Source organism: Actinomycetospora soli (assembly GCF_021026295.1).
Taxonomy (GTDB): domain Bacteria; phylum Actinomycetota; class Actinomycetes; order Mycobacteriales; family Pseudonocardiaceae; genus Actinomycetospora; species Actinomycetospora soli.
The window spans coordinates 1-25580 of record NZ_JAJNDA010000035.1 but is presented as its reverse complement, the minus strand read 5'-3'; the positions used below and the strand labels follow the sequence as shown (position 1 = coordinate 25580).

General features: G+C 71.5%; 27 protein-coding genes and 3 pseudogenes. 23 read left to right on the top strand and 7 right to left on the bottom strand.

Translation table 11 applies throughout. The features are described 5' to 3' along the window. Window positions 1-4: 4 nt before the first annotated feature. The 3 genes from LN037_RS30175 to LN037_RS30165 are packed head-to-tail and all read right to left on the bottom strand — an operon-like array spanning window position 5 to window position 2777. The gene (locus LN037_RS30175) at window positions 5-934 is read right to left on the bottom strand and encodes a sugar phosphate isomerase/epimerase family protein (RefSeq protein ID WP_230760464.1); all 930 of its coding nucleotides are present in this window, start codon (window positions 932-934) and stop codon (window positions 5-7) included. Then, complete coding sequence (locus tag LN037_RS30170; RefSeq protein ID WP_230760462.1) at window positions 931-1962, bottom strand: Gfo/Idh/MocA family protein; 1032 nt, start codon at window positions 1960-1962, stop codon at window positions 931-933. The genes LN037_RS30175 and LN037_RS30170 overlap by 4 nt, the downstream gene beginning before the upstream one ends. Next, entirely contained in the window at window positions 1959-2777 is an 819-nt protein-coding gene (locus LN037_RS30165; protein WP_230760461.1) for a sugar phosphate isomerase/epimerase family protein, read from the bottom strand. The genes LN037_RS30170 and LN037_RS30165 overlap by 4 nt, the downstream gene beginning before the upstream one ends. Window positions 2778-2892: 115 nt before the next feature. Here LN037_RS30165 and LN037_RS30160 point away from each other — a divergent pair, with 115 nt between their 5' ends. The 13 genes and pseudogenes from LN037_RS30160 (at window position 2893) to LN037_RS34100 (ending at window position 12539) form a co-directional block, all read left to right on the top strand. Next, entirely contained in the window at window positions 2893-4149 is a 1257-nt protein-coding gene (locus LN037_RS30160; protein ID WP_230760459.1) for an ROK family protein, read from the top strand. A gap of 91 nt (window positions 4150-4240) precedes the next feature. Further along, on the top strand, window positions 4241-5134 hold the full coding sequence (locus LN037_RS30155; RefSeq protein ID WP_230760457.1) for an alpha/beta fold hydrolase: 894 nt from the start codon (window positions 4241-4243) through the stop codon (window positions 5132-5134). Further along, window positions 5131-6003, top strand: a complete 873-nt coding sequence (locus LN037_RS30150; protein WP_230760455.1) for a sugar phosphate isomerase/epimerase family protein — start codon at window positions 5131-5133, stop codon at window positions 6001-6003. The genes LN037_RS30155 and LN037_RS30150 overlap by 4 nt, the downstream gene beginning before the upstream one ends. A gap of 1 nt (window position 6004) precedes the next feature. Then, window positions 6005-6832: a mycofactocin-coupled SDR family oxidoreductase gene (locus LN037_RS30145; protein WP_230760453.1), complete on the top strand. Its 828-nt coding sequence runs from the start codon at window positions 6005-6007 to the stop codon at window positions 6830-6832. Window positions 6833-6872: 40 nt separating this feature from the next. Continuing rightward, entirely contained in the window at window positions 6873-7307 is a 435-nt protein-coding gene (locus LN037_RS30140) for a PPOX class F420-dependent oxidoreductase (RefSeq protein WP_230760451.1), read from the top strand. A gap of 35 nt (window positions 7308-7342) precedes the next feature. Beyond that, window positions 7343-8722, top strand: coding sequence for an NAD-dependent succinate-semialdehyde dehydrogenase (locus LN037_RS30135; RefSeq protein ID WP_230760449.1), 1380 nt, complete (start codon window positions 7343-7345; stop codon window positions 8720-8722). Further along, window positions 8719-9135 carry a VOC family protein gene (locus LN037_RS30130; RefSeq protein WP_230760448.1) on the top strand — a complete coding sequence of 139 codons (417 nt, stop codon included), beginning with the start codon at window positions 8719-8721 and terminating at the stop codon, window positions 9133-9135. The genes LN037_RS30135 and LN037_RS30130 overlap by 4 nt, the downstream gene beginning before the upstream one ends. Before the next feature lie 188 nt (window positions 9136-9323). Next, the gene (locus tag LN037_RS30125) at window positions 9324-10070 is read left to right on the top strand and encodes an SDR family NAD(P)-dependent oxidoreductase (RefSeq protein ID WP_230760446.1); all 747 of its coding nucleotides are present in this window, start codon (window positions 9324-9326) and stop codon (window positions 10068-10070) included. A gap of 400 nt (window positions 10071-10470) precedes the next feature. Further along, complete coding sequence (locus LN037_RS30120) at window positions 10471-10770, top strand: transposase (protein WP_230760444.1); 300 nt, start codon at window positions 10471-10473, stop codon at window positions 10768-10770. Continuing rightward, window positions 10770-11087, top strand: coding sequence for an IS3 family transposase (locus LN037_RS30115; protein ID WP_230760441.1), 318 nt, complete (start codon window positions 10770-10772; stop codon window positions 11085-11087). The genes LN037_RS30120 and LN037_RS30115 overlap by 1 nt, the downstream gene beginning before the upstream one ends. Before the next feature lie 18 nt (window positions 11088-11105). Continuing rightward, window positions 11106-11654: an IS3 family transposase gene (locus LN037_RS30110; protein ID WP_255695303.1), complete on the top strand. Its 549-nt coding sequence runs from the start codon at window positions 11106-11108 to the stop codon at window positions 11652-11654. 38 nt (window positions 11655-11692) lie between these two features. Continuing rightward, window positions 11693-11857, top strand: a pseudogene (locus LN037_RS30105) (transposase); the annotation flags it as partial. A 131-nt stretch (window positions 11858-11988) separates the two neighbouring features. Continuing rightward, window positions 11989-12539, top strand: a pseudogene (locus LN037_RS34100) (IclR family transcriptional regulator). 90 nt (window positions 12540-12629) lie between these two features. Here LN037_RS34100 and LN037_RS30095 read toward each other — a convergent pair. Beyond that, complete coding sequence (locus LN037_RS30095; protein ID WP_230760439.1) at window positions 12630-13901, bottom strand: NAD(P)/FAD-dependent oxidoreductase; 1272 nt, start codon at window positions 13899-13901, stop codon at window positions 12630-12632. A 359-nt stretch (window positions 13902-14260) separates the two neighbouring features. Here LN037_RS30095 and LN037_RS30090 point away from each other — a divergent pair, with 359 nt between their 5' ends. The 5 genes from LN037_RS30090 to LN037_RS30075 all read left to right on the top strand — a co-directional run bounded on the left by LN037_RS30090 (window position 14261) and on the right by LN037_RS30075 (window position 18875). Beyond that, entirely contained in the window at window positions 14261-14737 is a 477-nt protein-coding gene (locus LN037_RS30090) for a Dps family protein (protein ID WP_230760437.1), read from the top strand. A 44-nt stretch (window positions 14738-14781) separates the two neighbouring features. After that, complete coding sequence (locus tag LN037_RS30085) at window positions 14782-16323, top strand: PucR family transcriptional regulator (protein WP_230760435.1); 1542 nt, start codon at window positions 14782-14784, stop codon at window positions 16321-16323. 10 nt (window positions 16324-16333) lie between these two features. Then, entirely contained in the window at window positions 16334-17374 is a 1041-nt protein-coding gene (locus tag LN037_RS34095; RefSeq protein WP_372460563.1) for a universal stress protein, read from the top strand. Further along, window positions 17331-17798, top strand: coding sequence for a GreA/GreB family elongation factor (locus LN037_RS30080; RefSeq protein ID WP_230760433.1), 468 nt, complete (start codon window positions 17331-17333; stop codon window positions 17796-17798). Before LN037_RS34095 ends, LN037_RS30080 begins: the two co-directional genes overlap by 44 nt. Before the next feature lie 195 nt (window positions 17799-17993). Continuing rightward, the gene (locus LN037_RS30075) at window positions 17994-18875 is read left to right on the top strand and encodes a universal stress protein (protein WP_230760431.1); all 882 of its coding nucleotides are present in this window, start codon (window positions 17994-17996) and stop codon (window positions 18873-18875) included. Between the two features lie 36 nt (window positions 18876-18911). On the opposite strand, the gene LN037_RS30070 is transcribed toward LN037_RS30075, so the two are convergent. Continuing rightward, window positions 18912-19382 (bottom strand): thioesterase family protein, encoded by a 471-nt coding sequence (locus LN037_RS30070; protein WP_230760429.1) that lies wholly within the window; start codon window positions 19380-19382, stop codon window positions 18912-18914. Between the two features lie 250 nt (window positions 19383-19632). Between LN037_RS30070 and LN037_RS30065 the strand changes: the two genes are divergently transcribed. From LN037_RS30065 to LN037_RS30050, 4 genes are read left to right on the top strand one after another with little or no spacing between them, the layout of a single operon-like run. Continuing rightward, on the top strand, window positions 19633-20334 hold the full coding sequence (locus LN037_RS30065; RefSeq protein WP_230760427.1) for an energy-coupling factor ABC transporter permease: 702 nt from the start codon (window positions 19633-19635) through the stop codon (window positions 20332-20334). Beyond that, window positions 20331-20678, top strand: coding sequence for an energy-coupling factor ABC transporter substrate-binding protein (locus tag LN037_RS30060; RefSeq protein WP_230760425.1), 348 nt, complete (start codon window positions 20331-20333; stop codon window positions 20676-20678). The genes LN037_RS30065 and LN037_RS30060 overlap by 4 nt, the downstream gene beginning before the upstream one ends. Next, window positions 20675-21421 (top strand): cobalt ECF transporter T component CbiQ, encoded by a 747-nt coding sequence (gene cbiQ, locus LN037_RS30055; RefSeq protein WP_230760423.1) that lies wholly within the window; start codon window positions 20675-20677, stop codon window positions 21419-21421. The genes LN037_RS30060 and cbiQ overlap by 4 nt, the downstream gene beginning before the upstream one ends. Next, window positions 21418-22401 carry an energy-coupling factor ABC transporter ATP-binding protein gene (locus LN037_RS30050; protein ID WP_230760421.1) on the top strand — a complete coding sequence of 328 codons (984 nt, stop codon included), beginning with the start codon at window positions 21418-21420 and terminating at the stop codon, window positions 22399-22401. Before cbiQ ends, LN037_RS30050 begins: the two co-directional genes overlap by 4 nt. A gap of 228 nt (window positions 22402-22629) precedes the next feature. On the opposite strand, the gene LN037_RS30045 is transcribed toward LN037_RS30050, so the two are convergent. Beyond that, complete coding sequence (locus LN037_RS30045) at window positions 22630-23574, bottom strand: helix-turn-helix transcriptional regulator (RefSeq protein WP_230760419.1); 945 nt, start codon at window positions 23572-23574, stop codon at window positions 22630-22632. 274 nt (window positions 23575-23848) lie between these two features. Here LN037_RS30045 and gdhA point away from each other — a divergent pair, with 274 nt between their 5' ends. Then, complete coding sequence (gdhA, locus tag LN037_RS30040; RefSeq protein WP_230760417.1) at window positions 23849-25198, top strand: NADP-specific glutamate dehydrogenase; 1350 nt, start codon at window positions 23849-23851, stop codon at window positions 25196-25198. A 65-nt stretch (window positions 25199-25263) separates the two neighbouring features. Here gdhA and LN037_RS30035 read toward each other — a convergent pair. Continuing rightward, window positions 25264-25580: pseudogene (locus LN037_RS30035) on the bottom strand (alcohol dehydrogenase); the annotation flags it as partial.

The following is a 25580-nucleotide window of genomic DNA, read 5'->3' as shown; positions in this document are numbered from 1 at the left end:
CCGCTCACGCGACGATCAGGGGTCGGAGGGTGCGGTACGCGACCTCCAGCCCCGTGTGGACCTTGTCCTCGGTGCCGCCCCACACCGGGTCCTCGTGCTCGACCGACAGCACGCCGGTAAAGCCGCCCTCGTAGAGCGTGTCGACGACCCGACGCCAGTCGACGTCGCCGAGCCCGGGCACGCGGTAGCGCCACCAGCCGGTGGTGAACGGGTCGGCCTCGCGACCGACGGCGATCCCGGGCCAGCCGTACCGGTTGCGACGGTCCGGGAACAGTTGGATGTCCTTGGCCTGGGCGTGCGGGATGCGGTCGACGTAGGGCGCGAGCGCCTCGACGGGATCGATGCCCATCCACACCAGGTGCGACGGGTCGAAGTTCAGGTAGAGCCCGAGGGAGAACATCCACTCCCAGAGTTCGGGCGAGTAGGCGAGATTGCCCGGATAGCCGTCGGGGTGCCACCCCTCCATCACGCAGTTCTCGACGATCAGCTTCACGCCGCGCTCCCCCGCCCGGTCCACCAGCGGTGCGAAGATCTCCTCGGCGTCCCGGAGGTTCTCGGCCACGGTCCGGCCGGGATGACGCCCGACGAACGTGCCCACGGTCTCGGTGCCGAGCAGCGCGGCCGCGTCGATGCAGGCGGCGACATGGGCGTTCACCCGGGTCCGCTCGTCAGGGTCGGGGTGCAGGTTGTTGTCGTAGTACGCCAGCGACGACGGCGCCGACCCCAGTCCGTGGCGTTCCAGCAGGGCGCGGGTGTCGTCGGCCCGTGCCTGATCGAGGGACACCACGTCAAGGTGCGACGCGGTGAACTCCCGGTCCCCGACGGCGGGCCAGGCGGCCACCTCGAGCGCCTCGTAGCCGGCCCGCGACGCCCAGGCCGCGATCTGCTCGAGGGTCTGGTCGGGCAGGCAGGCGGTCAACATGCCGAGTTTCACGTGGGCACCTCCACCCAGGTCGCCCCGGCCGCGATCGAGCGGCCGACGGCATCGGTCAACGCCGCGGCCCGGACACCGTCGGCGAAGGACGGCAGGCCGTCGGGGCGTTCGCCCCGGACCGCCGCGTACACGTCGGACACGAACGCGTCGAAGCAGTCCTGGTAGCCCTGCGGATGGCCGGGCGGGAGCCGCGAGTAGCGGGCGGCCGACGGATCCATGGACGCCGAGCCGCGGGGCAGGACGACGGTGCCGTCGACGCCCCGCACCGCGAGGGTCTCGGGCTCCTCCTGGTCGAACCCGTAGGAGGCGCGCGCTCCGTCCACCGAGAGCGCGAGCTGGTTGCGCCGCCCGATCGCGGTCTGGCTGATCGTGGTCGAGCCGGTGGCGCCGTGGTCGGTCTCGAAGAGCACCGTCGTCGACGCGCCGTCGGCGGCGAGCCGGGCGAGCAGCCGCGTGATCCGGTGGGAGGAGACGAACTCTGCGAGGTCGCACCAGTGGATACCGACGTCGGCGAAGGCCCGCGTGACGTCGCCGTCGCCGCGCCATCCGGGGTCTCCCGCGGCCTGCCAGTCCTGGAGATAGCCCCCGTGGAGCAGGTGCAGGGCGCCGGCGTCGCCCCGGGCGACGCGCGCACGGGCCTCACGCACCATCGGGTGGAAGCGATAGACGAAGGGAACCGCGGTGACGGCGTCCCCGGCCTCGTCGAGCAGGGCCCGCGCGTCGTCGAGCGTGGTCGCCAGCGGTTTCTCGCAGACCACGGCCTTGCCGGCGGCCAGCGCCCGCCGGGCGAGCGGAACATGCAGGGCGTCCGGCGTGCAGACGTGCACGACGTCGACGTCGTCGGCGACGAGGATCTCCTCGGCGTCGCCCGCGCGGTCGGCTCCGAGCCGACGGGCCGCGTCGGCGCCCCGGCCGGGCTCGGACGCGGCGACAGCGACGAGGCGGGCACCGGAGGCGAGTACCGCGTGGGCGTGGACGGTGCCGATGAAGCCGACACCGAGGACGGCGACCCGCAGGGCGGAGCTCACGTCGCGCCGAACCCGCGGTCGGCGAGCCAGGCGCGGCTCGTCCGGGCGGCCTCGGCCGGGTCGCCGTCGAAGGAGTCGAGCTCGACGACCAGCCAGTCGTCGTAGCCGGTCTCCCGCACGGCGGCCAGGACGTCGTCGAGGTCGAGGTCACCGGTACCCAGCGGCCGGAACGCCCCCGAGGCCCGGTCGAGGTCCTTGAGGTGGACGTGCCGGACCCGGTCACCGTGGCGCCGGACGAGGGCGGCGGGGTCGCCGCCGCCGGCCGCGAGGTGGGCGGTGTCGGGGCAGAACCCGATCCGTGAGCGGTCCAGCACGGCGTCGACGGCGTCGGGGGCCTCGACGATGGTGCCCAGGTGGGGGTGGAAGCAGGCGGTCAGACCCCGCTCGGCCGCGAGGTCCGTGACCGCGTCGAGCCCGGTCACCAGGCGGTCGAGGTCCCCGGCGTGCGGGCCCGCGGCCCGCGGGGACCCGCCGCCGACGACCAGCTGCGAGGCCCCGGCGCGGGCGGCAGCATCGGCGGACACCGCGATCCGCGCCAGCTCCTCCCCGCGGACGTCGTCGAACACGAACCCGGCTCCGGTGTAGACGCCGACCAGCTCCAGGCCCGTCTCGTCGAGCAAGCGCCGGAGGTCGTCGCCCAGCTCCAGGACGTTGCCCTCGAACAGCTCGACCCCGGCGTAACCCGCGGCCGCGATGTCGTGCAGGGCACGCGACATGTCGCCGGCCACGCGGTAGCGCAGGTCCCGGACGCTGGTGACGCCCTCGGCGGTCGCCGTCAGGCCACCCCAGGTGATGGTGTGGTAGCCGAGCCGCATCGGGCCTCCCGTGGTCGTCCTCGTCGGCGCGAGCGACGCTAATGTTCATGCTGCGCAGAAGTCAATGACCTACTCTCAGCGACCAGGTTCGACCCCACGGGCCCGGGGAGGTGCCATGAGCAGGCCGCTCGATCTGGACGAGCAGGTCGACGACCTGGTGCTCGTGCTCGACCTCGTCCGACACGGGCGCGCCCGCACCCGCCCAGAACTCGCCCGCCGGTCGGGCCTCGGCCGCACCGTGGTGTCCGCCCGGCTGGCCCGGCTCCTCGATGCGGATCTGGTCGTCGAGGGCGAGCTCGGGCCGTCGACCGGCGGCCGGGCGCCGCGCGAGCTGCGGTTCCGCGCCGAGGCCGGCGCGGTGCTCGTCGCCGAGGTCGGGGCGACCGGGTTCGCCGTCGGCGTCACCGACCTGGACGGCGCCCTGCGCGAGCACCGGCACCGGGCGTGGGACGTGTCGGCCGGGCCCGGGGCCACCCTGGACCGCATCGCCGACGATCTCGAGGACCTGCGGGGCGACGTCGGCGACGTCGCCCCCCTCTGGGGCCTCGGGCTCGGGCTCCCCGGTCCGGTGGAGTTCGCGAGCGGTCGCCCGGTGGCGCCGCCGATCATGCCCGGTTGGGACGGTCACCCGGTGCGCGAGCACCTGGCCGATCGGTTCGGGGTGCCGGTGTGGGTCGACAACGAGGTCAACACGATGGCCCTGGGCGAGCTGCGTCACGGCGTGGCCCGAGGCGTATCCGACCTGCTCTACGTCAAGATCGGGACCGGTATCGGCGCCGGCCTCGTCACGGGCGGGCGCCTGCACCGCGGAGCGCAGGGCGCGGCCGGCGACCTCGGACACACCGCGGTGCACGAGGACTCCGGCATCGTCTGTCGCTGCGGCAACCGCGGCTGCCTCGAAGTGCTGGCCGGGGGCGGGGCACTGGCCCGGGACGCCGTGACGGTCGCCCGCGGCGGCCACAGTGGGCGCCTCGCCGCGCGGCTCGCCGACGCCGGGGAACTGACCGCCCGCGACGTCGTCGACGCCGCGCGGGAGGGCGACCAGGAGTCGCGGCGGATGCTCGAGCACGCCGGCGTGCTGATCGGGACCACCCTGTCGGTGGCGGTCAATCTCGTGAACCCGGCGATGGTCCTGCTGGGAGGGCAGGTCGGGGCGTCCAGCGACCAGGTCCTCACCGCGGTCCGGGAGATCGTGTACCGGCGGTCGTTGCCACTGGCCACGCGGGAGCTGCGCATCGAGCCCTCGCCGCTGTCGGGCCGGGCAGGCCTGCTCGGCGCCGCGACGATGGTGGTCGACGAGCTGCTCTCCCCGACACGCCTCGTGCGGTGGCTGCAGGACGGGAGCCCGGTCGGTCGGGCCGACCTGGCCTGAGGCCCTTCCGCTCGCGTCGCCTTGACATCTGCTCGGCGCGAACATAAGACGGAGAGCGACGCTGTCGTCGCCCGCTGTCGAGGAGCACGTGATGCGCGAGATCACCGACCACGCCGGCCACCCGGTCACGCACGGGCGGACCACCGTGAACGGGGTTCGTCTGCACCATGTGACCGCGGGCTCCGGGCCGCCGCTGGTGCTGCTCCACGGTGTCCCCAAGACCTGGTACTACTGGCACCGCGTCATCCCGCTGCTCTCCGAGCGGTTCACCGTCATCGCGCCCGACATCCGCGGCTTCGGTGACTCCGCGCGTCCCGACGGCGGCTATGACATGGGCACGATCGCCGAGGACGTCGCCGCGCTGATGACCGCGCTGGGCCACGAGCGTTTCGCCGTGGCCGGCGAGGACTGGGGCGCCGCGTTCGCCTACGCGGTGGCCGCCTCGTATCCCGAGCGCGTCACACGGCTGTCCTTCTCCGAGATGCTCGTGCCCGGCGCCGGGCTGGAGGCGTGGTCGGCGCTCACCGAGGAGAACGTCGCGTCCGACCACTTCCTGTGGCACGTCGGGTTCTTCCACGTCCGCGACTTCCCCGAGATGCTGATCAGCGGGCGGGAGCGGGTCTTCTGGGAGACCTGGATGAAGAACGAGACCTACGACCCCGCGGCGATCACCGAGGACTGCGTCGAGGAGTGGGTCCGCTGCTCGTCGGCGCCCGGTGGCCTGCGGGCGATCTTCGAGGTGTATCGGGCCACGTTCGTCAACGTCGAGCTGGACCGGCAGTGGTCGGCCCGTCGGCTCCCGATGCCCGTACTGACGATCGGCAGCGACAGCTTCATCGGCGAGGAGGGCCGCCGGCAGATGGAGCGGGTGGCCGACGACGTCCGCTATGTCGAGCTCGAGCGCTGCGGGCACTCGATGGCCCTCGAACGCCCTGCCGAACTCGCGCGGGTGATGAGCGACTTCTTCGCCGCGGACATCGCGTGAGGTACGCCGCGGAGCTCCTCCCCTATCACGACGCCGAGCTGGACACGGCGCTCGGCGAGCTCGCCGGCCTCGGGTTCGACGAGGTGATGCTCTGGTCCTCGGCGCCACCACTGGCCGACCACGTCGGTCCCGGCGACGACGTCGCGGTGATCCGGCGGACGCTCGGGCGGCACGGCATGCGCGCCACCGGGCTGACCTGCTACGGCCGCGACCGCCACGAGCTGACCGCCCGGCTACGCCTGGCCCACGACCTCGGCGTCGACACCCTCGTGTTCGACTGCGAGGCGCCCTACCCCGAGTTCGTCGAGCACTGGCTCGCACCGATGCTCGACGAGGCCGAGCGTCTCGGCGTGCGCATCGCGGTCGAGAACCACCTCACGGTGCCGTTCTCCGCCGACTTCGAATCGGGCGCAGGAGAGGATCAGCGCTGGTCGGAGGGCGTCGACAGCCTCGCCCAGATCCGTCGGCTGGTCACCGAGCTCGACCACCCGAACCTGGGCATCTGCCTCGCTCCCCCACACCTGTGGGTGATGGGCGAGAGCATCAGCGAGGCCGTGTGGTTCCTCGCCGAGCGCGGCAAGCTCTTCCACTACTACCTCTGGGACGTCGACCGCGCCTACCGCCGCGGCGTCGACGGCCTGGACTTCGGTCCCGGCGAGCGCCAGCTGCCACGCCCCGACGGGGTGCTCGACCACGCGGTCGGGCTCGCAGCGCTCCACCGCGTCGCCTACACCGGGGCGGCGTCGCTCAAGTGCCACGGCACCGCGGGATGGCCGGTCGAGAAGGTCACCCGCGAGCTGCGCCGCGCCGACACCCACCTCCGGACCTGCTTCGCGCGGGCCGGGATCGCCCCACTAAGGAGGACCTGACATGGCCGGGAACGGCAACCGCATGGACGGCCGCGTCGCCGTCGTCACCGGCGCCGCCCGCGGGCAGGGCCGCGCGCACGCGGTGCGGCTCGCGGAGGCAGGTGCCGACGTCGTCGTCGCGGACGTGCCCGGCGACATCGCCACCGTCGACTACCCGATGGGCACCCACGACGAGCTCGCCGAGACCGCCCGGCTCGTCGAGAAGCAGGGACGGCGCGCCGTTGCCGTCGAGGGCGACCTGCGCGACACCGACACCGCCACCCGCCTGGCCGACACCGCCCGCCGCGAGTTCGGCCGCATCGACGCCCTCGTCCCGAGCGCCGGCGTCCTCAGCGTCGCCGACAGCACCTGGGACCTCACCGACGACCAGTGGGACGACATGCTCGGCACGAACATCACCTCGGTGTGGAAGACGTGCCGCGCCGTCGTGCCGCTCATGATCGAGGCGGGGAACGGCGGCGCGATCGTACTCACGGGCTCGGTGGGCGGTCTGCGTTCGGTGGCCGGGTGCACGCACTACAACGTCGCGAAGTTCGGCGTGATCGCCCTCATGCGGACCCTGGCCTGGGAGCTCGCCCCCCACCACATCCGCGTCAACGTCGTCCACCCGACCGGGGTGAACACGATGATGGGCGACAACCCGGCCTTCCGGCAGTGGGCCGAGGAGCACCCCGACCTGCTGGAGCCGATGCGCGGCAACCTCCTGCCCGGCGTCGACCTCGTCGAACCCGACGACGTCGCAGCGCTCGTCGCGTTCCTGGTCTCCGACGACGCCCGCTACATCACCGGCGTCGAGCACCGGGTCGACGCCGGCTTCATGCTCAAGTGATGTGGATCTTGCCCCACTCCCCACGACGAGAGGACCGCTGATGGCGGACACGAAGAACGGCCCCGAGCTGCACCCGGTCACCGAGGAACTCGCCAGCGGCAAGAACTTCGCCGCGGTCACCACCGTGCTGCCCAGCGGACGGCTGCAGACCCAGATGCTGTGGGTGGCGTTGAAGGACGGGCAGCTGGTGCTCAACACCGAGACCCACCGCAAGCGCTACCGCAACCTGCAGTCCGACCCCCGTATCACCGTGCTGATCCGCGACGAGTCCGACCCCTACCGCTACGCCGAGATCCGCGGGCGGGTCGAGCGGACCACCACCGGCGACGAGGCCCGCACCCACATCGACGAGGTCGCCCACCAGTACCTGGGCACCGACTACCCACCCGAGGGCATCAAGTCCGAGCGCGTGATCCTCTGGGTCACCCCCGAACGCCAGACGATCATCGACCAGAACAAGGACACCAGCGGCTGACCTCGCTCCGTCCTGTCGAAGGGATCACCACCACCATGGCCATCGCGACCATCAACCCCGCCACCGGCGAGACCGTCCGCGAGTTCGAGGCGCTGACCGAGGCGCAGCTGGAGGAGAAGCTCCAGCGCTCGTGGGACACCTTCCGGACCTACCGGGACACGACGTTCTCCCAGCGCGCCGACTGGCTGCGGCGCGCGGCGGACATCTTCGACGAGGACAACGAGCGGCTCGCCCAGCTCGCCACCCTCGAGATGGGCAAGACCCTCGTGGCCGCCCGCGCCGAGGTCACCAAGTGCGCCTACGGCTGCCGCTGGTACGCCGACCACGCGGCCGAGGCCCTCGCCGACGTCGAGTGGCCGCACCCGTCGAACGCCCCGGAGCACGCGCGGATCCTGACGCGGTACCAGCCGCTCGGCCCGGTCCTCGCGGTCATGCCGTGGAACTTCCCGTACTGGCAGGTGCTGCGCTTCGCCGCGCCGGCGTTGATGACGGGCAACACCGGCCTGCTCAAGCATGCCTCGAACGTCCCGCAGGTGGCCCTGGCCATCGAGGACGTCCTCACCCGCGCCGGCTTCCCCGCGGGCGCTTTCCAGACCCTGTTGGTCCCCAGCTCGATGATCGAGGGGATCATCGACGACGACCGCGTCCGCGCCGTCACCCTCACCGGCAGCGAGCCCGCCGGCCGCGAGGTCGGCGCCCGCGCCGGCCAGAACGTCAAGACCAGTGTGCTCGAGCTCGGTGGCAGCGACCCGTTCATCGTCATGCCCTCCGCCGACCTCGACGCCACCGCAGAGGCGGCGGTCGCCAGCCGGACCCTGAACAACGGGCAGTCCTGCATCAACGCCAAGCGCTTCATCGTCCACGAGCAGATCGCCGACGAGTTCCAGCGGCTGCTGGTCGAGAAGATGGACGCGCTGGTCGTCGGCGACCCGATGGACGAGAACACCGAGCTCGGCCCGATGTCCGGCCCGCAGGGACTCGAGGAGCTCGACCAGCAGGTCCAGGACTCCGTGGCCAAGGGCGCCACGCTCCTCACCGGTGGCAAGCCCCTGGGCGGGCCCGGCAACTACTACCCGGCGACGGTGCTGGCCGACATCCCGAAGGACGCCCCCGCGTACTACGAGGAGCTCTTCGGGCCGGTCGCACTCGTCTTCCGCGCCCGCGACGTCGACGATGCCATCGCCATCGCCAACGACTCGTCCTTCGGCCTCGGCGGCAGTGCCTGGACCCAGGACGAGGACGAGAAGGAGCGCTTCGCCAACGAGGTCGAGAGCGGCATGGTCTACATCAACAAGATCACCGAGTCGACGCCCGAAGTGCCGTTCGGCGGGGCGAAGAACTCCGGCTACGGCCGCGAGCTCGCCTCCTTCGGGCCGCAGTCGTTCGTCAACGCCAAGACGATCTGGATCCAGTGAGCACCACGACCTTCTCCGGAATCGCCCACGTCGCGCTGGTCGTGCGGGACATGACGACCAGCGTGCATTTCTATGAGGACGTACTCGCTTTCGAGCGCGTCGGTGAGGTCACCGAGGGGCCGCCGTCCGAGGGTCACCCCCGCCGGTTGATGCGTCATCCCGGAAGCGGAATGACGCTGGGCATCCACGAGCCCCACCGGCGCAGCGGGGACCGGTTCGACCCGCAGCGGACGGGGCTCGACCACCTCGCGGTGACCGTCCCGGACCGGGCCACGCTGGACGCCTGGTCGACGCGACTGGACGAGCACGGCGTCGAACACTCCCCGACGCGCGACGCGGGCTACGCCGAGTTCGTGTCGTTCTGCGACCCGGACGGCATCGCCTGGGAGATCTGGCTGCCTACACAGGGTTGACGGCGGCGACAGCATCCGGGCACGCGCGGGACGACCGTTCCCGCGTCGCTCACCCGAGGTGGCTCCACCCGTCCCAGGCGATGTGCGAGTCGCCGCGCCGTGGCGCGGCATACGCGATGACCACCAGTGGGTCGAGTCAGCCGAGCGGGATGCCCGTCTCGGGCGAGGATCGACGGGCAGGAGTGCAGGTGGACGAGCGGGTGTGTCTGATCACCGGAGCCAGCCGGGGCATCGGAGCGGCGACGGCGCGCGAACTCGCGGCGCGCGGTCACGCCGTGGTGGTCAATCACCGCGACAGCGCGACCGCGGCCGAAGCCGTCGCCCATGACGTGCGGGCGGCCGGTGGGGACGCCCTGGTGGTGCAGGGCGACGTGACCGACCCGGCCGACGTCACGCGGGTGCTCGAGGCGACCCTCGAGCGCTGGGGCCGGCTCGACGTGCTGGTGCACAACGCCATGACCCCGTTCCCGGTCACCTCGTTCGCCGACCTGGGCTGGGAGCAGCTCTCGGCGAAACTCGACCAGGAGATGCACGCGGCACACCTGCTCACCAAGGCCGTGCTGCCCGGGATGATCGACTGCCGCCGGGGACGGCTGATCTACCTGTCCACCGGCCTGTCCCGACGTCCCCGGGACGGGATGATCGCCCTCGGGGTCGCCAAGGCCGCCCTGGACTCCTTCGTGCGCTACGTCGCCGCCGAGGTGGCACCGCACGACATCACGGCCAACGTCGTCGCCCCGTCCACGGTGGAGGACACCGCGGTGAGCGACCGACTCCCCGAGGAGCTCAGGTCGCAGCTCGCAGACGCGACCCCGATGCGCCGGCTCGCCCGACCCGATGACGTCGCCCGCACGGTCGCCTACTTCGCCGGCGATGACGCCGCGTTCACCACCGGCAGCTGGGCGCCGGTCAACGGCGGCCTGATCATGCCCTGAGTCCGCAGGCGGGCCGGACAGCCGCTCCTCTCGCCTAGCGGCGGGTGCTGTCGTGCCCTCCGTATCGCCCGGCCAGGGCTGGAACGACGTCAGCCTTCGACACCCGGCCCTGACTGACGAGGCCCGCTTTCGGTACCGCTTACGTCACACCAGGGCCGTCTACGGGCACCCACGGCACAAGATCGCTACTTCCTGATCATGTCGCTGAGCAGCACAGATGCAGATGGCGGGCCACCGTAGCCGACGTGAATCCTGTCCACTGGGTTCGGGGTTCGAGTCCCTGACGGCGCACCCTCCACATGAAGGCCCTGACCGGTTCGGTCAGGGACTTCTGAGCTTGACCCCTCCCACCGGACACCTCACCTGAGGTGGACCCGGTCCGCCAGGGAGGATGACCTTCGTGCCAGTCCCACACGCGCCTGAGTTCCGGCGTCGGGCGGTCGAGCTCGCGCGTCTGGGCGAGCAACCGGTCGCCCAGATCGCGAAGGAGCTCAACATTTCCGAGTCGTGCCTGCGGAACTGGATAGCCCAGGGCGACGCCGACGACGGCGACAACGGCGCCGGGCAGGGGCGGTTGAGCACCGACGAACGCGCGGAGCTCGCTGAGCTGCGCAAGAAAACGAAACGTCTCGAGGTCGAACTCGAGATCGTCAAGCGGGCCGCGGCGTACTTCGCGAAGGAGAACGTCCTCCCAAAGTAGTGTTCCCGCTGGTCTGTGAACTCGCCGACGACGGCATCGACGTCGCGGTGGCCTGCCGGGTCCTCAACGTTTCCCTCTCGGGGTACTACGAATGGCGCACGGGTGTGAAGTCCGTGCGCGCCCAGGAGAACGAGTTGCTCGCCAAGGTGATCGATAAGATCCACGCCGACTCGCGCGACACCTACGGCGCCCCGCGGGTGCACGCCGAGCTCGTCCTCGGGCTCGGGCAGCCGGTCAACCGCAAGCGGGTCGCCCGGCTGATGCGCGAGGCCGGCCTGCAAGGGCTCTACCGGCGACGCAACCGCGGCTGCACCTGACGCGACCCGGCCGCGCACCTGCACCCGGACCTGGTCGACCGCGACTTCACCGCCGCCGGCCCCGACCGGCTCTGGGTCACCGACATCACCGAACACCACACCGGAGAAGGCAAGGTGTACTGCGCTGCGGTCCTCGATGTGTTCTCACGGCGGATTGTGGGGTGGTCGATCGACGACAACATGCGCACTGAACTGGTCACCGACGCACTCGGCATGGCGATCCTTCGCCGCAAACCGCTCGATGACGGTTCTACCGTTCTGCACTCCGACCACGGGTCGCAATTCACCTCGTGGGCGTTCGGGCGCCGGCTGGTCGACGCCGGGATCGTCCCGTCGATGGGGTCGATCGGTGACTGCTACGACAACTCGATGATGGAATCGTTCTGGGGAACGATGCAACTCGAACTGCTCGACTCCCGGAAGTGGGCGACTAGAGCCGAACTTGCCACCGGGATCTTCGAGTGGATAGAGTGCTGGTACAACCCGATCAGACGCCATTCTAGCATCGCAATGCTCTCACCGGTCGAGTTCGAAGCCCGCCACACCAGCCCCGACCAAGATCACTGACCCCACACCCGGGTGTCCGGTCTACGGGGGCAAGCTCAGAACGACCCGGCACCAGCAACGGGCCGACCGAGGCGCTCAACGGACGGCTCGAACACCTGCGCGGCTCCGCACTCGGGTTCCGCAACCTGACCAACTACATCGCCCGAAGCCTGCTCGAGACCGGCGGCTTCAGACCCCAACTCCTACACCCCCGATTGGGATGAGCCACTGAAATCGGTACGGGCTGCGCGGAGCACGCGCAACAGCATCTTCCGACCGACCCTCGAACCGGGCCGCGTGCGGGCCGCCGGAGCGGGACTACGTGCTCGGGCCACGGCTCGTGCGCCTCGGCGAGATGGCCGGGGCGCTCGTGGGCACCTGGGCCCAACCACGGCTCGTCGAACTGGTCGATCGGCTCGGCGAGAGCGCCAACCTCGCGCTCCTGGAGGGCGCCCAGGTCGTCTACGTGGCCCAGGCCCCGGGGCGCCACTCCATGCGCATGTTCACCGAGGTCGGACGCCGGGTCTCTCCCCACTGCACCGCGATCGGCAAGGCACTGCTCGCCACCATGCCCTCCGAGCGCGTCCGCGACATCCTGAGGCGGACCGACATGACCGCCCACACGGACGACACCCTGACCGACATCCCGCCTTCGAGCAGGAACTCGACCAGGTACGACGCCAGGGCTACGCCCTCGACGAGGGCGAGCAGGAGCTCGGTGTCCGCTGCGTCGCCGTCGCGCTCCGCGGCTCGCTCCCGGCCGCCGTCTCGATCTCCGGACCGACCACGAGAATGACCGACGAGCTCATCGAGACCGCCATACCGCAGCTGCACCACACCGCCGACATGCTGGTCGCCGAACTCGCCGCCCACACGGAGTCCGCGAGTCGGCTGCGGTCCTCCTGAGGCCGGGCGCGACCGGGCTCCCGATGTCCTGCGCCGGGAGGCGCGGGATCACCGCCTCCGCGTCGTCCGTCGGCCCGATGCCCCTCACCGTCAACCGGCCCGGCCACGCAGCGGATCGAAGGGGGCCAGCTCGGGCGGTTGCTTCCCGGTGGTGATGTGCTCCGCCAGCAGCCGACCGGTGACCGGGCCGAACGTGACACCCCACATGCCGTGTCCCCCGGCGACGAAGACCCCGGGCTGTCGCGTCGCACCGATGACCGGGAGCGCGTCGGCGGTGACCGGCCGGGCCCCCACCCAAGCAGGGCCGCGCTCGCGCCACCGGGCCCCCGCGATCAGCGGTCGGACCGAGTCGACGATGGCGTCGACCCGCCGGAGGTCCACCGGTTCGTCGATGTCCCTGAACTCCATCGTGCCCGCGATCCGGAGCCCGTCCTGGTACGGGGTACACGCGACACGCACGCCCGGGAGGTAGATCGGGCCGTCCACCGGGGCGTCGGTGGGAACGTGGAACGAGTAACCACGACCGGCCCGCACCCGGGGGCGCACACCGCGCGATCGACCCAGGTCGTCGAGCCACGCCCCCGTGGCCACCACGGCCACGTCCGCGGTCACCGAGGGCCCCGCGTCGGGACGGACGACGACCCGATCGCGCTCGGCGACGATGCTCGTGACCGCGAAGCGTGGGTGGATGCACGCGCCGCGACCGACCACGGAGTGGGCCAGCTGGTCGACGAACCGGCCGGGATCGAGGAAGCGCTGACCGTCGATCCGCACTGCGGCCGCGATGCGTTCGGAGAACTGGGGCCGCAACGACGACGCCTCACGACGTCCGAGCTCGTCGAAGTCGACGGAGGCGCCGAGCCGCTGTAGGCCCGTGAGCTCCCGGGCCATCGCCGCGGCTGCACGCGCCGACTCGAACCCCGCCACCACCGGGGCGCGATGTGTCTCGGCGCCGACGCCGTCTGCGGTCAGCGTGTCGAAGGCCCGTAGACACTCCTCGAGGAGCGGTAGGTGGTGCCGGACGGCCCGACGCCAGTATCCGGTGCGGCAGTGGGAGGCGAACCGGAGCAGGAATCCCCAGAGCCGTGGGTCGACGCGGAGCGGGATGCTCAGCGGCGCACCTCGGTCAACCAGACCTCGCAGCCCCTCACCGAGGACATGGGGAGCCGTCAACGGCGTGGACAGGGCCGGTGAGAGGTAGCCGGCATTGCCCCAGGACGCCCCGGCACCGACCTCGTCCCGTTCGACGACCGTCACGTGGACCCCTCGATCCTGCAGGAACCACGCCGTGCTCAGGCCGACGATGCCGGCGCCGACGACCACCGCGCTCCGTGGGGCGGTGCTGCTCCTCGACACGTCCATGCCACCTCCAAGGGACTGGATGACGCCCCTCGACCGTGTCCGAGATGCCGACGGATCGACCTGTCGGGCGGTGACAAGCCGAGGACCGATCCTTGTCGGACCGTCACAAGTCCAGAAGAGCCGCAGGCATTGCCGGAACGGAGCGAAGAAGGCGTCCCGGGGCATCACCCTCCAACCCGCAGCGGACCGGGCTGTCGCACAGGCCAAACATGCGGCGGAGACTTGTTCATCTGCGACAAGCTGCTCGCGCCGGTCACAGACATGCTCGGTCACGCACTCATCACGTGCACGGACATCGACCCGACCTCGGAGCCGGGTTGGATGCCCGTACATCCATGCAGGACCAGGAGGAGATCACGATGGCGGCAGACCCGATCGTCAGCCCGCTCGCACCCACCGGACGGCTGATCGTCGGCAACGTCCTGCAGGACACACTCGTCGACCTCATCGACCTGTCGTTGGTCGCCAAGCAGGCGCACTGGAACGTCGTCGGACCCACCTTCCGCGACTGCCACCTGCACCTCGACGAACTCGTGAGCCTCGCACGCACGCACACCGACGACGTCGCCGAGCGCTGTGCCGCTCTGGGTGTCGCGCCGGACGGCCGTGCCTCGACGATCGCGAAGACCTCGGGGATCGCGCCCGTCGAGGAGGGGCGACTCCCCGTCGAGGAGGTCAACGACACCGTGTCCGCCCTCCTCGCCTCGTTGATCTCACGGATGCGTCGGCGGATCGGGATCACCGGAGAACACGACCCGGTCACCCAGGACCTGCTGATCACTCAGACTGCCGCCTTGGAGCGGGCCCACTGGATGTGGCAGGCCACGTCGGCCTGAGCCCACCAGGAGCCGATGAGTCACCGGGACGGCTGGACTAGCACATGATCACCCTGAACCGCCTGGTCAACGCCCTCGCGGGCAGTGGGACACGGCTGGTGTGCTGTCCCGGTTCGCGAGAGGTGCTGCTGCGGAGTCTGGTCGTCCACGACAGCACCGAATCGCGGGTCAGCACCGGCGACGTGTTCCTCGCGATCGGTGTCGACGAGCCACGAGAGGCGGTCCGGCTCGCCATGCGGGCGCGCGCGGCCGTCGCTCTCCTGCGAGCATCCGCACCCCTGGATCCGGCGGTTCGGCGGTGCGCCGAGGACGCCGGCGTCGCGATCCTGCGCGCGGACCCCGAGGTGTCCTGGAGCCACCTGACCGGACTCGCCTACGGGCTGGTGCTCGAAGGTCGGGAGACCGAGGCAGGTCGCGGTCCCACCGATCTGTTCGCCCTGGCCGACACGCTGGCCTCCTCCGTGGGTGGACCCGTGGTGATCGAGGACCAGCTCTCCCGCGTCCTCGCGTACTCCAGCCTCGACGGCACCGTGGACGCCGTACGTTCCGAGACTATCCTCGGTCGCCGCCTGCCCGAGCCCATCCGCGCCGTGTTCGCCGACCGCGGGGTCTTCGGGCACCTCGCCTCCTCGGACCGACCGCTGTTCGTCGAACCCTCGCCCGCGCACGGCCTCGGGGGGCGCATGGTCGTGGCCGTTCGGGCAGGACGAGAACTGCTCGGCTCGTTGTGGGTGGAGTCGGCGGGCCCGTTCGACGAGCGCCGGCGCCAGGTCCTCGAGGACGGCGCTCGCACCGCTGCCCTGCACCTGCTTCGCTCGAGGGCGAGCGCCGACCTCGAGCGCCAGGTCGAGTCCGATCTCGTGAGCCGCCTGCTCGAGGGGTCCGGGGACGGCCGAGCGATGATCAGCCAGCTCGGGCTCGGCCCGACGACGCTCCGGGCCGTCGCCCTGCAGGCGCACGTCGACGACGAGCAGCATGCCGGGATCCTCCTCGTCTTCGAACACGTCACCACGGGCTTCGGCTGGTCCCGATGGGGCCGCAGCGCCCTGTTCGCCAACACCGTCTACACCGTCCTGCCCACGCGCGACGACACGTTGGTGGAGGCGCGTGCCTGGATCGAATCGGTGCGCGCTGCGATGCCCTCCCACCTCTCGCTACGAGCAGGCATCGGAGCGCCCGCCGATCCGACGACCCTCCCCGCGAGCCGCCGGGAGGCCGATGAGGCGCTGGCGTTGCACGTCGCCCATCCGGACGCACCTCCGTTCGCGTACGACGAGTCCTGGGACCGGATCCTGCTGCGTCGCCTGCGTGCGGTCGCGAGCGACGGGCGCGTACCCGAACGAGGACCCGCCGTGGAGCTCCGACGGCACGACGCGGAGCACGGCACCCGCTACATCGCCACCCTGCGGGCCTGGCTCGCCGCCCACGGCGACGTCCTCGAAGCGGCCACCGCACTCGGCGTCCATCCGAACACCGTGCGGTACCGGTTACGGAAGATGAGCACGGCCACCCACCTCGCCATGGATCGTCCTGAACAGCGCCTCGCCATGTTCATCGCGCTCGCCGCGACGGACGACGACGGCTGACGTCCCCTTGGTGCAAGCCACAACAACGGCACACCAACTTGTCGCCGCAGGACAAGGGGTCAGTGGAGTCTCCCGCTCATCCTGGTCAGGCAGTCCGGCCGCTACGGAGGCCACGAGCGGAGGGGAGGCGACCGTGGGTGCAACGAGGTCACGACCACGAGGACATGGAGCGGTCCTGGTGGGCGTGGACCACTCCCTCGGCGTGCTGGCAGCGGTCAGTTGGGGCGCCGCCGAGGCGGCTCATCGAGGAGTGGAGCTCCGGCTGGTCCACGTCCGGGGCTTCGAGGAGCCGGGCGTCGGACCGTCACGCGCGTGGTTGCACCGTGCCTTGGCCACGGCCGCCGCCGTGGCACGCGACGTGGCGACCACCGTGATCCGGGAGCAGGGCCCCGTCACGCCGACCCTGGCCCGACTCACCCGTGGCGCGGACCTGCTCGTCCTGGGTGGGCGCCGCCGGTCGGACGGTGGTCCGTCCGAAGGGCGGACGGCCGCCGGGATCGTCGGCCGCGTCGACTGCCCGGTGGTACTCGTCCCTCCCAGACACACCGGAGCATGGGTCTCGACCCCCTCGCACCGGCCGGTCGTGGTCGGCGTCGCTCATGGCGGCGGCCGACGGACCATCGAGACCGCCTGTGCGGCCGCCGTCCGTCGGCGAGCCTCCCTGATCGTCGTGAGCGAGACCGATCCCTCCGCCCCGCGCGACACCGGGTCAACCCGGACGCCACCGGACGACCGGTCCGACGCGATGCAGGTCCTGCCGACCGCGGAGCTGTTACCCACCCTCCGTCGGATGGGCGCACGAGCGCAATTGGTTCTCGTGGGATCACCGAGGTGCTCCTCGCTGCGGTCACAGCGAACGCAGGACCTCGTCGCCCTGCTGACCCACTGTCCCTGTCCTCTGATGATCGTCCCGGACGACGAGAGCAGTGACGGCGCGGGCACAGAGCACGTGTTGACGTCCGTCTCCCCGCCGTCGGCGGGGTCCGCCATCCCGGGAGGTGCCCTGCATGACGACGAACGGTCGGGCCTGGTTGAGTCCGTACGGGTGTGAGCTGCTCCGCGACGAACTCGACCGGCTGCTCCTCATCCACCGGGCGGACACCGGGCCCGAGGACGACACGGACGCCTGGGCCCGGCGTCGCTGGCGGGAACGACGGATACGCCATCTGCAGGAGCTCCTGCTCACGGCGGACATCGGGAACGCGCCCCCGGATGACGGCGTCGTCGAGGCCGGAATGGTACTCACGGTGCGCTTCGGGGACGCGCCGGACGACGAGACCTTCCTGCTCGCCGACGGGGACGTGCCCGCGTCGGCGAACGTCGAGGTGTATTCGTCCGCGTCACCGATCGGGAGCGCGCTCCTCGGCGCACGCGAAGGCGAGTCCCGTCTGTGTCGGCTGCCGGGCGACCGGACGCTCTCGGTGACGGTCCGTCGGGTGCGCCCCTACGGCCGGCCCATGTCGCCGACCGACTGACGACGAGCGCTGCGATCCCCGGGGAACGCCGGCGGCGGCTGTGGCATCGGGCAATCGAGCGCCACCGACATGTCGGAACGGACAGCGCATCGTCGCGCTGTTCGAGTGACGCTGGAGGAGAACACATCCGGCGTCGCGAACCCGATCGACGCCCGGGTGCGGTCCCCTCGTGGGTCCGCAGATCGGAGAGCTCCTGTGTCCAGCAACGCCCGCTCGGCAGTGATCGTCGGCGCCGACGGCTCTCGCGGCGGACGCGAAGCCGTGGAATGGGCGGCGGCGGAAGCCGAGGCACGTTCGCGTCGATTGGAGATCGTGCACGCGGATCGCGCGCTCGCACTCTCCGACCAGCGACGGACGCCCCGAGGCCCAGCGCTGTCCGGGAGCTCCGATCTCGTCCTCGAGGAAGCGGTGGGCCTCGCCAGAGTCGTCGCACCGAGCATCGCGGTGAACGCTCGGCGTGTCGACGGCGGCACGGTTCCCTCGATGTCGGGTCGATCCGCCGAACTCGTCGTGATCGGCGCCGGGCTCCTTCGAGCACATCCCTGGGCACGCGGGCTCGTGCGCCCGGGTGGCGTCGTCCCCGCCTCGTGCCCCCTGGTCGTCGTCCGACTGCGCTCCGACTCCGAGGACCGGTGGTCCCGTCCCCGTTCGGGCCGCAGGCGCGCAGCGGGCCGCGTGGTCGTGGGTTCGCGCGGCGCGATGCCGCACGCCGCGCTCGAATTCGCCTTCGCTGCAGCTGCGCAACGCGATGTCGCGCTCACCGCGGTCCAGGTGACCCCACCGACGTCGTGTGGGCGGGTGGTGGACGAACTCGCGCCGATCGCCGACGACCAGGGCGCCTTGTGGGAACAGCACGTGACGTCGGTCGCCCGCATGCACCGTGCCTTCCCCGAGGTCAGGACCGTCACGGCGTGCCGGACCGGAGACCTGACGGACGTGCTGATCGAGGAGTCCGCAGGCGCCTCATTACTCGTCACCACATCGACCGAAGGAGGCCTGCTCAGGCGTCGGCTCTCCGACCCGGTCGATCTGGTCGACCGGGTGCACTGTCCGGTAGCTCTCGTTCGCGGGCGGTGATCTCATGGCAGGTGACCTCCGCGGGCGGTCCGACGGTCACCGTCGAGCGATGGCGATGCCGTTCCCGGCCGACGCGGGACGGTCGACGTGCTCGTGCGCAGCTCGCACTCGTCCCAGCCGCTCGGCGACCTTCGGCAGCCATGCCTCGGCACGGCGCGATACGAGGTCGAAGGCGAGGAACTTCACCTCGTTCGTCGCGGCCAGGACCTTCTCGTCGCCGACCTGCCAGATCCGGTGGAAGAGGACGTAGCGCTTCGCGTCCACGTCGAGGAGCTGGGTCGACACCTCCACCGAGGCGCCGAGAGCGAGCTCGTCGAGGTAGTGGACATGGCTCTCGACGATGACGTACTCGTGCCCGCCCCGGTCGGCTGTGGTTCCGGCGGGAGCGTTGATCCAGTTCCAGAACGCCCAGTTCGCGTGGTCGCCGATGGTCAGGTAGTGCGCGGTGTTGACGTGCTCGAAGACGGCAGCACGAGGGACCGCGCACACCACGGAAGCCCTGGCCATCTCGGCCGGGGCTTTCTTCCTGTCCGGCCGCTGGTCCCCGCGATGTCAGTGGCACCGCGGCACCCACAGGGCGCTTCGTGCCACTGACGTCGGCACGGGCACGGGTGAGGCGGCCGGAGCGGCACCGGGCGCCGCCCTCGTGTCGATACCTGAACACCTGGTGAGGCTTGTGGGTGATCGTTCGTGTCTCTAGGGTTCGTCCGGTTCCTTCCGGGACCACGCTCCGAACCCTGCTCACGGAGGATCAGCGGTGCACATCGCCGAGGGTTACCTTCCGCCGGTCCATGCGGCAGCGTGGACCGTCGTCGCCGCGCCGTTCGTGGTCCACGGTGCCCGCGCGATGGTGCGGCAGGTCCGCGAGGACCCCGACTCCAAGCTCCTCCTCGGCGCGGCGGGCGCGTTCACCTTCGTGCTCTCCGCGCTGAAGATTCCTTCGGTGACCGGGTCGTCCTCGCATCCCACCGGTACGGGACTCGGGACCGTGTTGTTCCGTCCACCGATCATGGCGGTTCTCGGGACGATCGTGCTGCTCTTCCAGGCGTTGCTGCTCGCCCACGGCGGGCTCACCACGCTGGGCGCGAACGCCTTCTCCATGGCCATCGCCGGACCCTGGATCGGCTACGGCGTCTACCGCCTGACCCGGCGGTTCGGGCTGTCGATCGCGGTGTTCCTCGCCGCGATGCTCGCCGACCTCTCGACGTACTGCGTCACCAGCGTCCAGCTCGCGCTCGCCTTCCCCGACCCGGTCTCGGGCGTCGTCGGCTCGATCGCGAAGTTCGGCGGCATCTTCGCGATCACCCAGATTCCCCTGGCCGTCGCCGAGGGTCTGCTCACGGTGCTGGTCGTGCGGCTGCTCGTCCGCAACAGCCCGAAGGAGCTCCTCCGCCTCGGCGTCCTGCGCCGCCGTGACGAGACCACCACGCCCGCGACCCCGCAGGAGAGCCGACCGTGAGCCGCTTCAGCCGCATCAACCTGCTCCTGGTGGCTCTCGTCGTGATCATCGTCGCCGCTCCCCTGGTGCTCGGTCTCGGTCGTGGCGAGGAACCGTTCTCGGGAGCGGACGCGCAGGCCGAGACCGGTATCACCGAGGTCGCCCCGGCGTACGAACCGTGGTTCTCCTCGTTGTTCGAGCCGCCGTCGGGCGAGGTCGAGTCGGGTCTGTTCGCGCTCCAGGCCGCCCTCGGGGCGGGCGTGCTCGGCTACTGCTTCGGCGTCGTCCGGACGCGCCGGCGCCTGCAGGGTGAGCGGGACGACGTCGAGGACCCGACGCCTCCGGAGTCCGACCGGGCCGCATGAGCCGGCTGGACACCCTCGCCGCGACCGGTCCCTGGCGGCTGCGCCATCCCGGGGAGAAGGCGTTGCTCGGGCTGGGGCTGCTCGGCTGCGCGGTCGGCCTGCCGCCGTGGCCCGGGGCCCTCGTCGTCGGGATCGTCGCCCTCGCCCTGCTCCTCGGGCCCGCCCGCGTCGGGGCCCGCCAGGTCCTCGAGCTCGCCGCGGGCCCGGCGGCCTTCATCACGATCGGCTCGCTGCCGCTGCTGGTGGCGGTCGGTGGACCCGGCGTGGTGCGGTGGGCACCCGAGGGCCTGCCGCGGGCAGCCGAACTCGCCGCTCGGTCGCTCGCCGCCACGCTGTGCCTGCTGCTGTTCGCGGCCACCACCCCGCTCGCCGACATCCTCCCCCGCCTGACCCGCCTGGGGGTGCCGGCCGCGGTCACCGAGGTGGCTGCTCTGATGTACCGCCTGCTGTTCGGGTTGCTCGACACGGCGGCCACCACACGGGAGGCACAGGCCATGCGGCTCGGATTCGTCTCGTGGCGCGCCACGATGCGCTCCGCCGCCGGTCAGGCCTCGACGGTCTTCGTCCGTGCCTTCGACCGGGCGCGCAGGCTCGACGAGGGACTCGCCCTGCGGGGCTACGACGGGAACCTCACCGTCGACGTCGGATCGCCCCCGGTCTCGGTGCGCTTCCTCGCCGCGACGACTGCCGTGCTGACGATCGTGATCGCGGCCAGCCTCTGGCTGCGAGCGGTGACCACGTGAGCGACGACGTCCTCGGTCGGCTGAGCGACGTGCACTTCGCCTACGAACCCGGACGGCCCGTGCTGCGGGGTGCGGATCTCGCGGTGCGCCGTGGTGTCCGCCTCGCGGTCCTCGGCCCCAACGGTGGCGGGAAGACCACCGCGTTCCGCCTGCTCGCGGGGGCGCTGACCCCCGACCGCGGACTGGTCGAGGTCCTCGGCACCCGCGTGTCCCGCTCCCGGCGCGCGCTGATCGAGCTCCGACGGCAGGTCCAGTTGGTCCTGCAGGACCCCGACGACCAGCTGTTCGCCGCGACCGTGGCCCAGGACGTCTCGTTCGGCCCGATCAACCTCGGACTCGACCGCGACGAGATCCGGGCGCGGGTCGCCGCCGCGCTCGAGGCCCTGCAGATCGGCGACCTCGCCGACCGGCCGCCGCACCTGCTCTCGACGGGGCAGAAGAAGCGGGTGACCATCGCCGGCGCCGTGGCCATGCGACCGCGGCTGCTCGTGCTCGACGAACCCACCGCCGGTCTGGATCCCGCCGCCGTCGAGGACACGCTGACCACGCTCGGGGACCTGCACGCCGCGGGCACCACCATCGTGCTCTCCACGCACGACGTCGACCTCGCACACCGCTGGGCCGACGAGATCGCCGTCGTCACGGAGGGCACCGTCCGCTCCGGCTCCCCCGATGACGTGCTCGTCGACCTCGACCTGCTCGCCTCGGCCCGACTCGGCCCCGCCTGGGCTCCCGCTGTCCGGACCCTGTTGCGCCGCCACGGACTCGAACACCTCGCCCCCCCGGCGGCCGATCGACGCACTCGACGTCTGACGGCTCCCTCCCCTCCGTCCGTGGCACGGCACCGGAGGTGGGCCGAGGTCACGAGGTCGGCTCGGCGTCGGGTGCGTCCCCGGATGAGCGGGCCCGCGCGCCGTCCACCCGGCGAAGACCTCGGACGCGCGACGGCACGGATCGCGAGGCCGCCCGGCAACCCGTGACGAGAGGCGACGGCTGCGGCCCTCCCGGTGATCGACGCCTGGTTCCGACTCGCGTGGGAGGGTGCGTCATGTCCGAGAGCCGCGACGTCGCAGGACGCGGAGACGACGGTCGGTCGCTCAGGCGTTCGAGCAACTGCCGGTCGTCGTCGGCACGGTCCACGGGCGCGACCACGTGTTCGTCGCCGCGAACGCGGCGTACCGCGCCTTCTCCGCCGAGCGCCCCGCGTCTCAACGCCGTTCGCGCAGGGTCCGGCTCGGCGGCACCCCGTACGCGGCCCGGTAGGAGGTCGCGAACCGCGACGGGTGCCCGAAGCCCCAGCGCGTGGCGACCTCGGTGACCGTCGTGCGGGCCGGGTCCGCCGCGATCAGGTCGCGGTGGGCTCGATCGAGCCGCACCTTCTGCAGGTAGCCCATCGGCGTCGTGTCCAGGTGTCGCCGGAACGCCAGCTGCACCGCCCGCGGGGTCACGAAGGCGGCCGCGGCGACATCGGCGACGCCGAGGGGCCGATCGGGGTGGGACTCGATGAACGCGACGGCCCGCCGCAGCGTGTCCGGATGCGCGTCGTGGTCGTCGACCGGCGTGGGGCCGACTCGCGCGGTGTGCGGGAACGTCACGAGGGTGACCGCGGCCAGCAACCGGGCCGTGTGGGCCCGCACGAGCGGGCTGCCCGCCAGCACCGGACTGTCCACCACCGAGGAGGCGACGGATGCGTAGACCCGCGCCCAGGCCGCACCCGCCGCCACGCTGACCGGTTCGTGGGCGAGCAGCCGCACGCCACGCTCGCCCGGGCCGATCTGCGCGACCTCGTCGAGGAGGGCGGGGTCGATCATCGCGGCCCGGACGTCGGAGTCGTCGACGGTCGCATGGAACGCCTCGTCGGGCTGGGCGACCAGGAAGACGTCGCCCTTCCGGTAGGGCCGCTCCCCGCGACGGTCGCGGTAGGCCACCTCGCCGTCGAGCGCCTGCCCGACGTACACCCCGCCCATCGGCTCGACGTCGACGTCGATCCGCATGCGGTAGGTGACCTGCTCGAGCCGGAGCCCCGACAGCTGCTCCTGGGAGATGCGCAGGCCCCGGCGCTCTCCCCGCGGGCTCCACCGGGCCGACGCGTACCCGTCGCGGACGAACGCGCTCACCACGTCCAGGTCGGCGCTGTCGAACACGACGGGCATGTGACCTCCTCAGCTCGTCCGATCCGGGATCGAGCTCCCGCCACTCTGCGCGGCGGCGGCGGATCGAGCATGCCAGGACTCGTTCGGCCGCCCAACCCGCGACGCCGGACCGCGCCCCGACGGCACGTCGCGCCCGGGCGTCTGGTCCGACTCGTCGTGTGCCGGTTCCGTCCGGCGGGCATCGCGGGGACGGGATTCCCGACCCCGGAGCGCTACGGTCCCGGCACTCGGTCTCCCGGCAGGACGTCCGGTTCAACGACGAACGGAGCACGCTGTGTCGCAGTCCGGCGATCGGCTGAAGGCGGTCTACGACGAGGTCGTCGGGCGCAACCCCGGCGAGGAGGAGTTCCATCAGGCGGTCCGCGAGGTCCTCGAGAACCTCGGACCCGTCGTCGAGAAGCACGCCGCCTTCGCGGACACCGCGCTCATCCGGCGACTGTGCGAACCGGAACGGCAGATCATCTTCCGCGTGCCGTGGGTCGACGACGACGGCCGGCCGCAGCTCAACCGCGGGTTCCGCGTGGAGTTCAACTCCGCACTGGGCCCGTACAAGGGCGGACTGCGGTTCCACCCGAGCGTGTACCTCGGGATCGTCAAGTTCCTCGGGTTCGAGCAGATCTTCAAGAACTCGCTGACCGGACTCCCGATCGGTGGCGCCAAGGGCGGCAGCGACTTCGATCCCAAGGGCCGCTCCGACGCCGAGGTCATGCGGTTCTGCCAGTCGTTCATGACCGAGCTGTACCGGCACCTGGGTGAGCACACCGACGTCCCGGCCGGTGACACCGGCGTCGGTCGGCGGGAGATCGGCTACCTCTTCGGGCAGTACAAGCGCATCACCAACCGCTACGAGCTCGGCGTCCTGACCGGGAAGGGCCTGACCTGGGGCGGGTCCCAGGTGCGGACCGAGGCGACGGGGTACGGGCTCGTCTTCTTCGTCGAGGAGATGCTCCGCGCCGCCGGCGACTCCCTCGACGGCGCGAAGGTCGTGGTCTCCGGATCGGGCAACGTCGCGGTGTACGCCATCGAGAAGGTCCACCAGCTCGGGGGCAGCGTGGTCGCCTGCTCGGACTCGGGCGGCTTCGTCGTCGACGAGGACGGCATCGACCTCGACCTGCTCCGGGAGATCAAGGAGCAGCGGCGGGGTCGGGTGTCCGACTACGCCGACGCCCGGGGAGGCAAGGTCCGGTACGTCGAGGGCGAGTCGATCTGGTCCGTCCCCTGCGACGTGGCCCTGCCGTGCGCGACGCAGAACGAGCTCGACGAGGCGGGCGCCGAACAGCTGGCGGGCCACGGCTGCCGGGTCGTCGCCGAGGGCGCGAACATGCCCACCACCCCCGGCGCCATCCGGGTGCTGCGCGACGCCGGGATATCGTTCGCCCCCGGCAAGGCGGCGAACGCCGGCGGCGTCGCCACCAGTGCACTGGAGATGCAGCAGAACGCCGCCCGTGACGTCTGGACGTTCGAGCAGACCGAGCAGCGACTGGGCGAGATCATGCGCGCGGTCCACGACCGGTGCCTGGAGACCGCCGAGGAGTACGGCAGCCCGGGCGACTACGTCGCCGGGGCCAACATCGCCGGCTTCCTCCGCGTCGCCGAGGCCATGCTCGCCCTCGGCCACGTCTGACCCGGTCCCCGGACGCCCCCGTGTCGGAGGCGTCCGGGCAGGTCCGGGCTGCCGCCGACGACGGGTCAGCCGTGCACCACGACCCCACGGATGATCTTGCCGTCGCGCAGGTCCTGGTAGCCCTCGTTGACCTGGTCGAGGGTGTACTGCTTGGTGACGAGCTCGTCGAGCTTCAGGCTGCCCTTGTTCCACAGCCGCAGCAGGCGCGGGATGTCGTGGTGCGGGTTGCACGACCCGAACTGGGCGCCCCGGAGCACCTTCTCGCTGCGGACCATGAGGGCGCTGGGCAGCTGGATGGTGTTGTTCGCCGCGTTCGCCTGGCTGACCATCACCACGGTCGAGCCCTTGCCGACGATGTCGAACGCCTGCCGGATGACCGTCT

Bases quoted from the DNA above. Each gene is read 5' to 3' on its own strand.
- LN037_RS30070 (WP_230760429.1), bottom strand. From the start codon at position 19,382: ATGGCCAGGGCTTCCGTGGTGTGCGCGGTCCCTCGTGCTGCCGTCTTC.
- LN037_RS30085 (WP_230760435.1), top strand. From the start codon at position 14,782: ATGATCACCCTGAACCGCCTGGTCAACGCCCTCGCGGGCAGTGGGACA.
- LN037_RS30155 (WP_230760457.1), top strand. From the start codon at position 4,241: ATGCGCGAGATCACCGACCACGCCGGCCACCCGGTCACGCACGGGCGG.
- LN037_RS30160 (WP_230760459.1), top strand. From the start codon at position 2,893: ATGAGCAGGCCGCTCGATCTGGACGAGCAGGTCGACGACCTGGTGCTC.
- LN037_RS30095 (WP_230760439.1), bottom strand. From the start codon at position 13,901: ATGGACGTGTCGAGGAGCAGCACCGCCCCACGGAGCGCGGTGGTCGTC.
- LN037_RS30045 (WP_230760419.1), bottom strand. From the start codon at position 23,574: ATGCCCGTCGTGTTCGACAGCGCCGACCTGGACGTGGTGAGCGCGTTC.
- LN037_RS30135 (WP_230760449.1), top strand. From the start codon at position 7,343: ATGGCCATCGCGACCATCAACCCCGCCACCGGCGAGACCGTCCGCGAG.
- LN037_RS30165 (WP_230760461.1), bottom strand. From the start codon at position 2,777: ATGCGGCTCGGCTACCACACCATCACCTGGGGTGGCCTGACGGCGACC.
- cbiQ (WP_230760423.1), top strand. From the start codon at position 20,675: ATGAGCCGGCTGGACACCCTCGCCGCGACCGGTCCCTGGCGGCTGCGC.
- LN037_RS30140 (WP_230760451.1), top strand. From the start codon at position 6,873: ATGGCGGACACGAAGAACGGCCCCGAGCTGCACCCGGTCACCGAGGAA.
- LN037_RS30145 (WP_230760453.1), top strand. From the start codon at position 6,005: ATGGCCGGGAACGGCAACCGCATGGACGGCCGCGTCGCCGTCGTCACC.
- LN037_RS30080 (WP_230760433.1), top strand. From the start codon at position 17,331: ATGACGACGAACGGTCGGGCCTGGTTGAGTCCGTACGGGTGTGAGCTG.
- LN037_RS30090 (WP_230760437.1), top strand. From the start codon at position 14,261: ATGGCGGCAGACCCGATCGTCAGCCCGCTCGCACCCACCGGACGGCTG.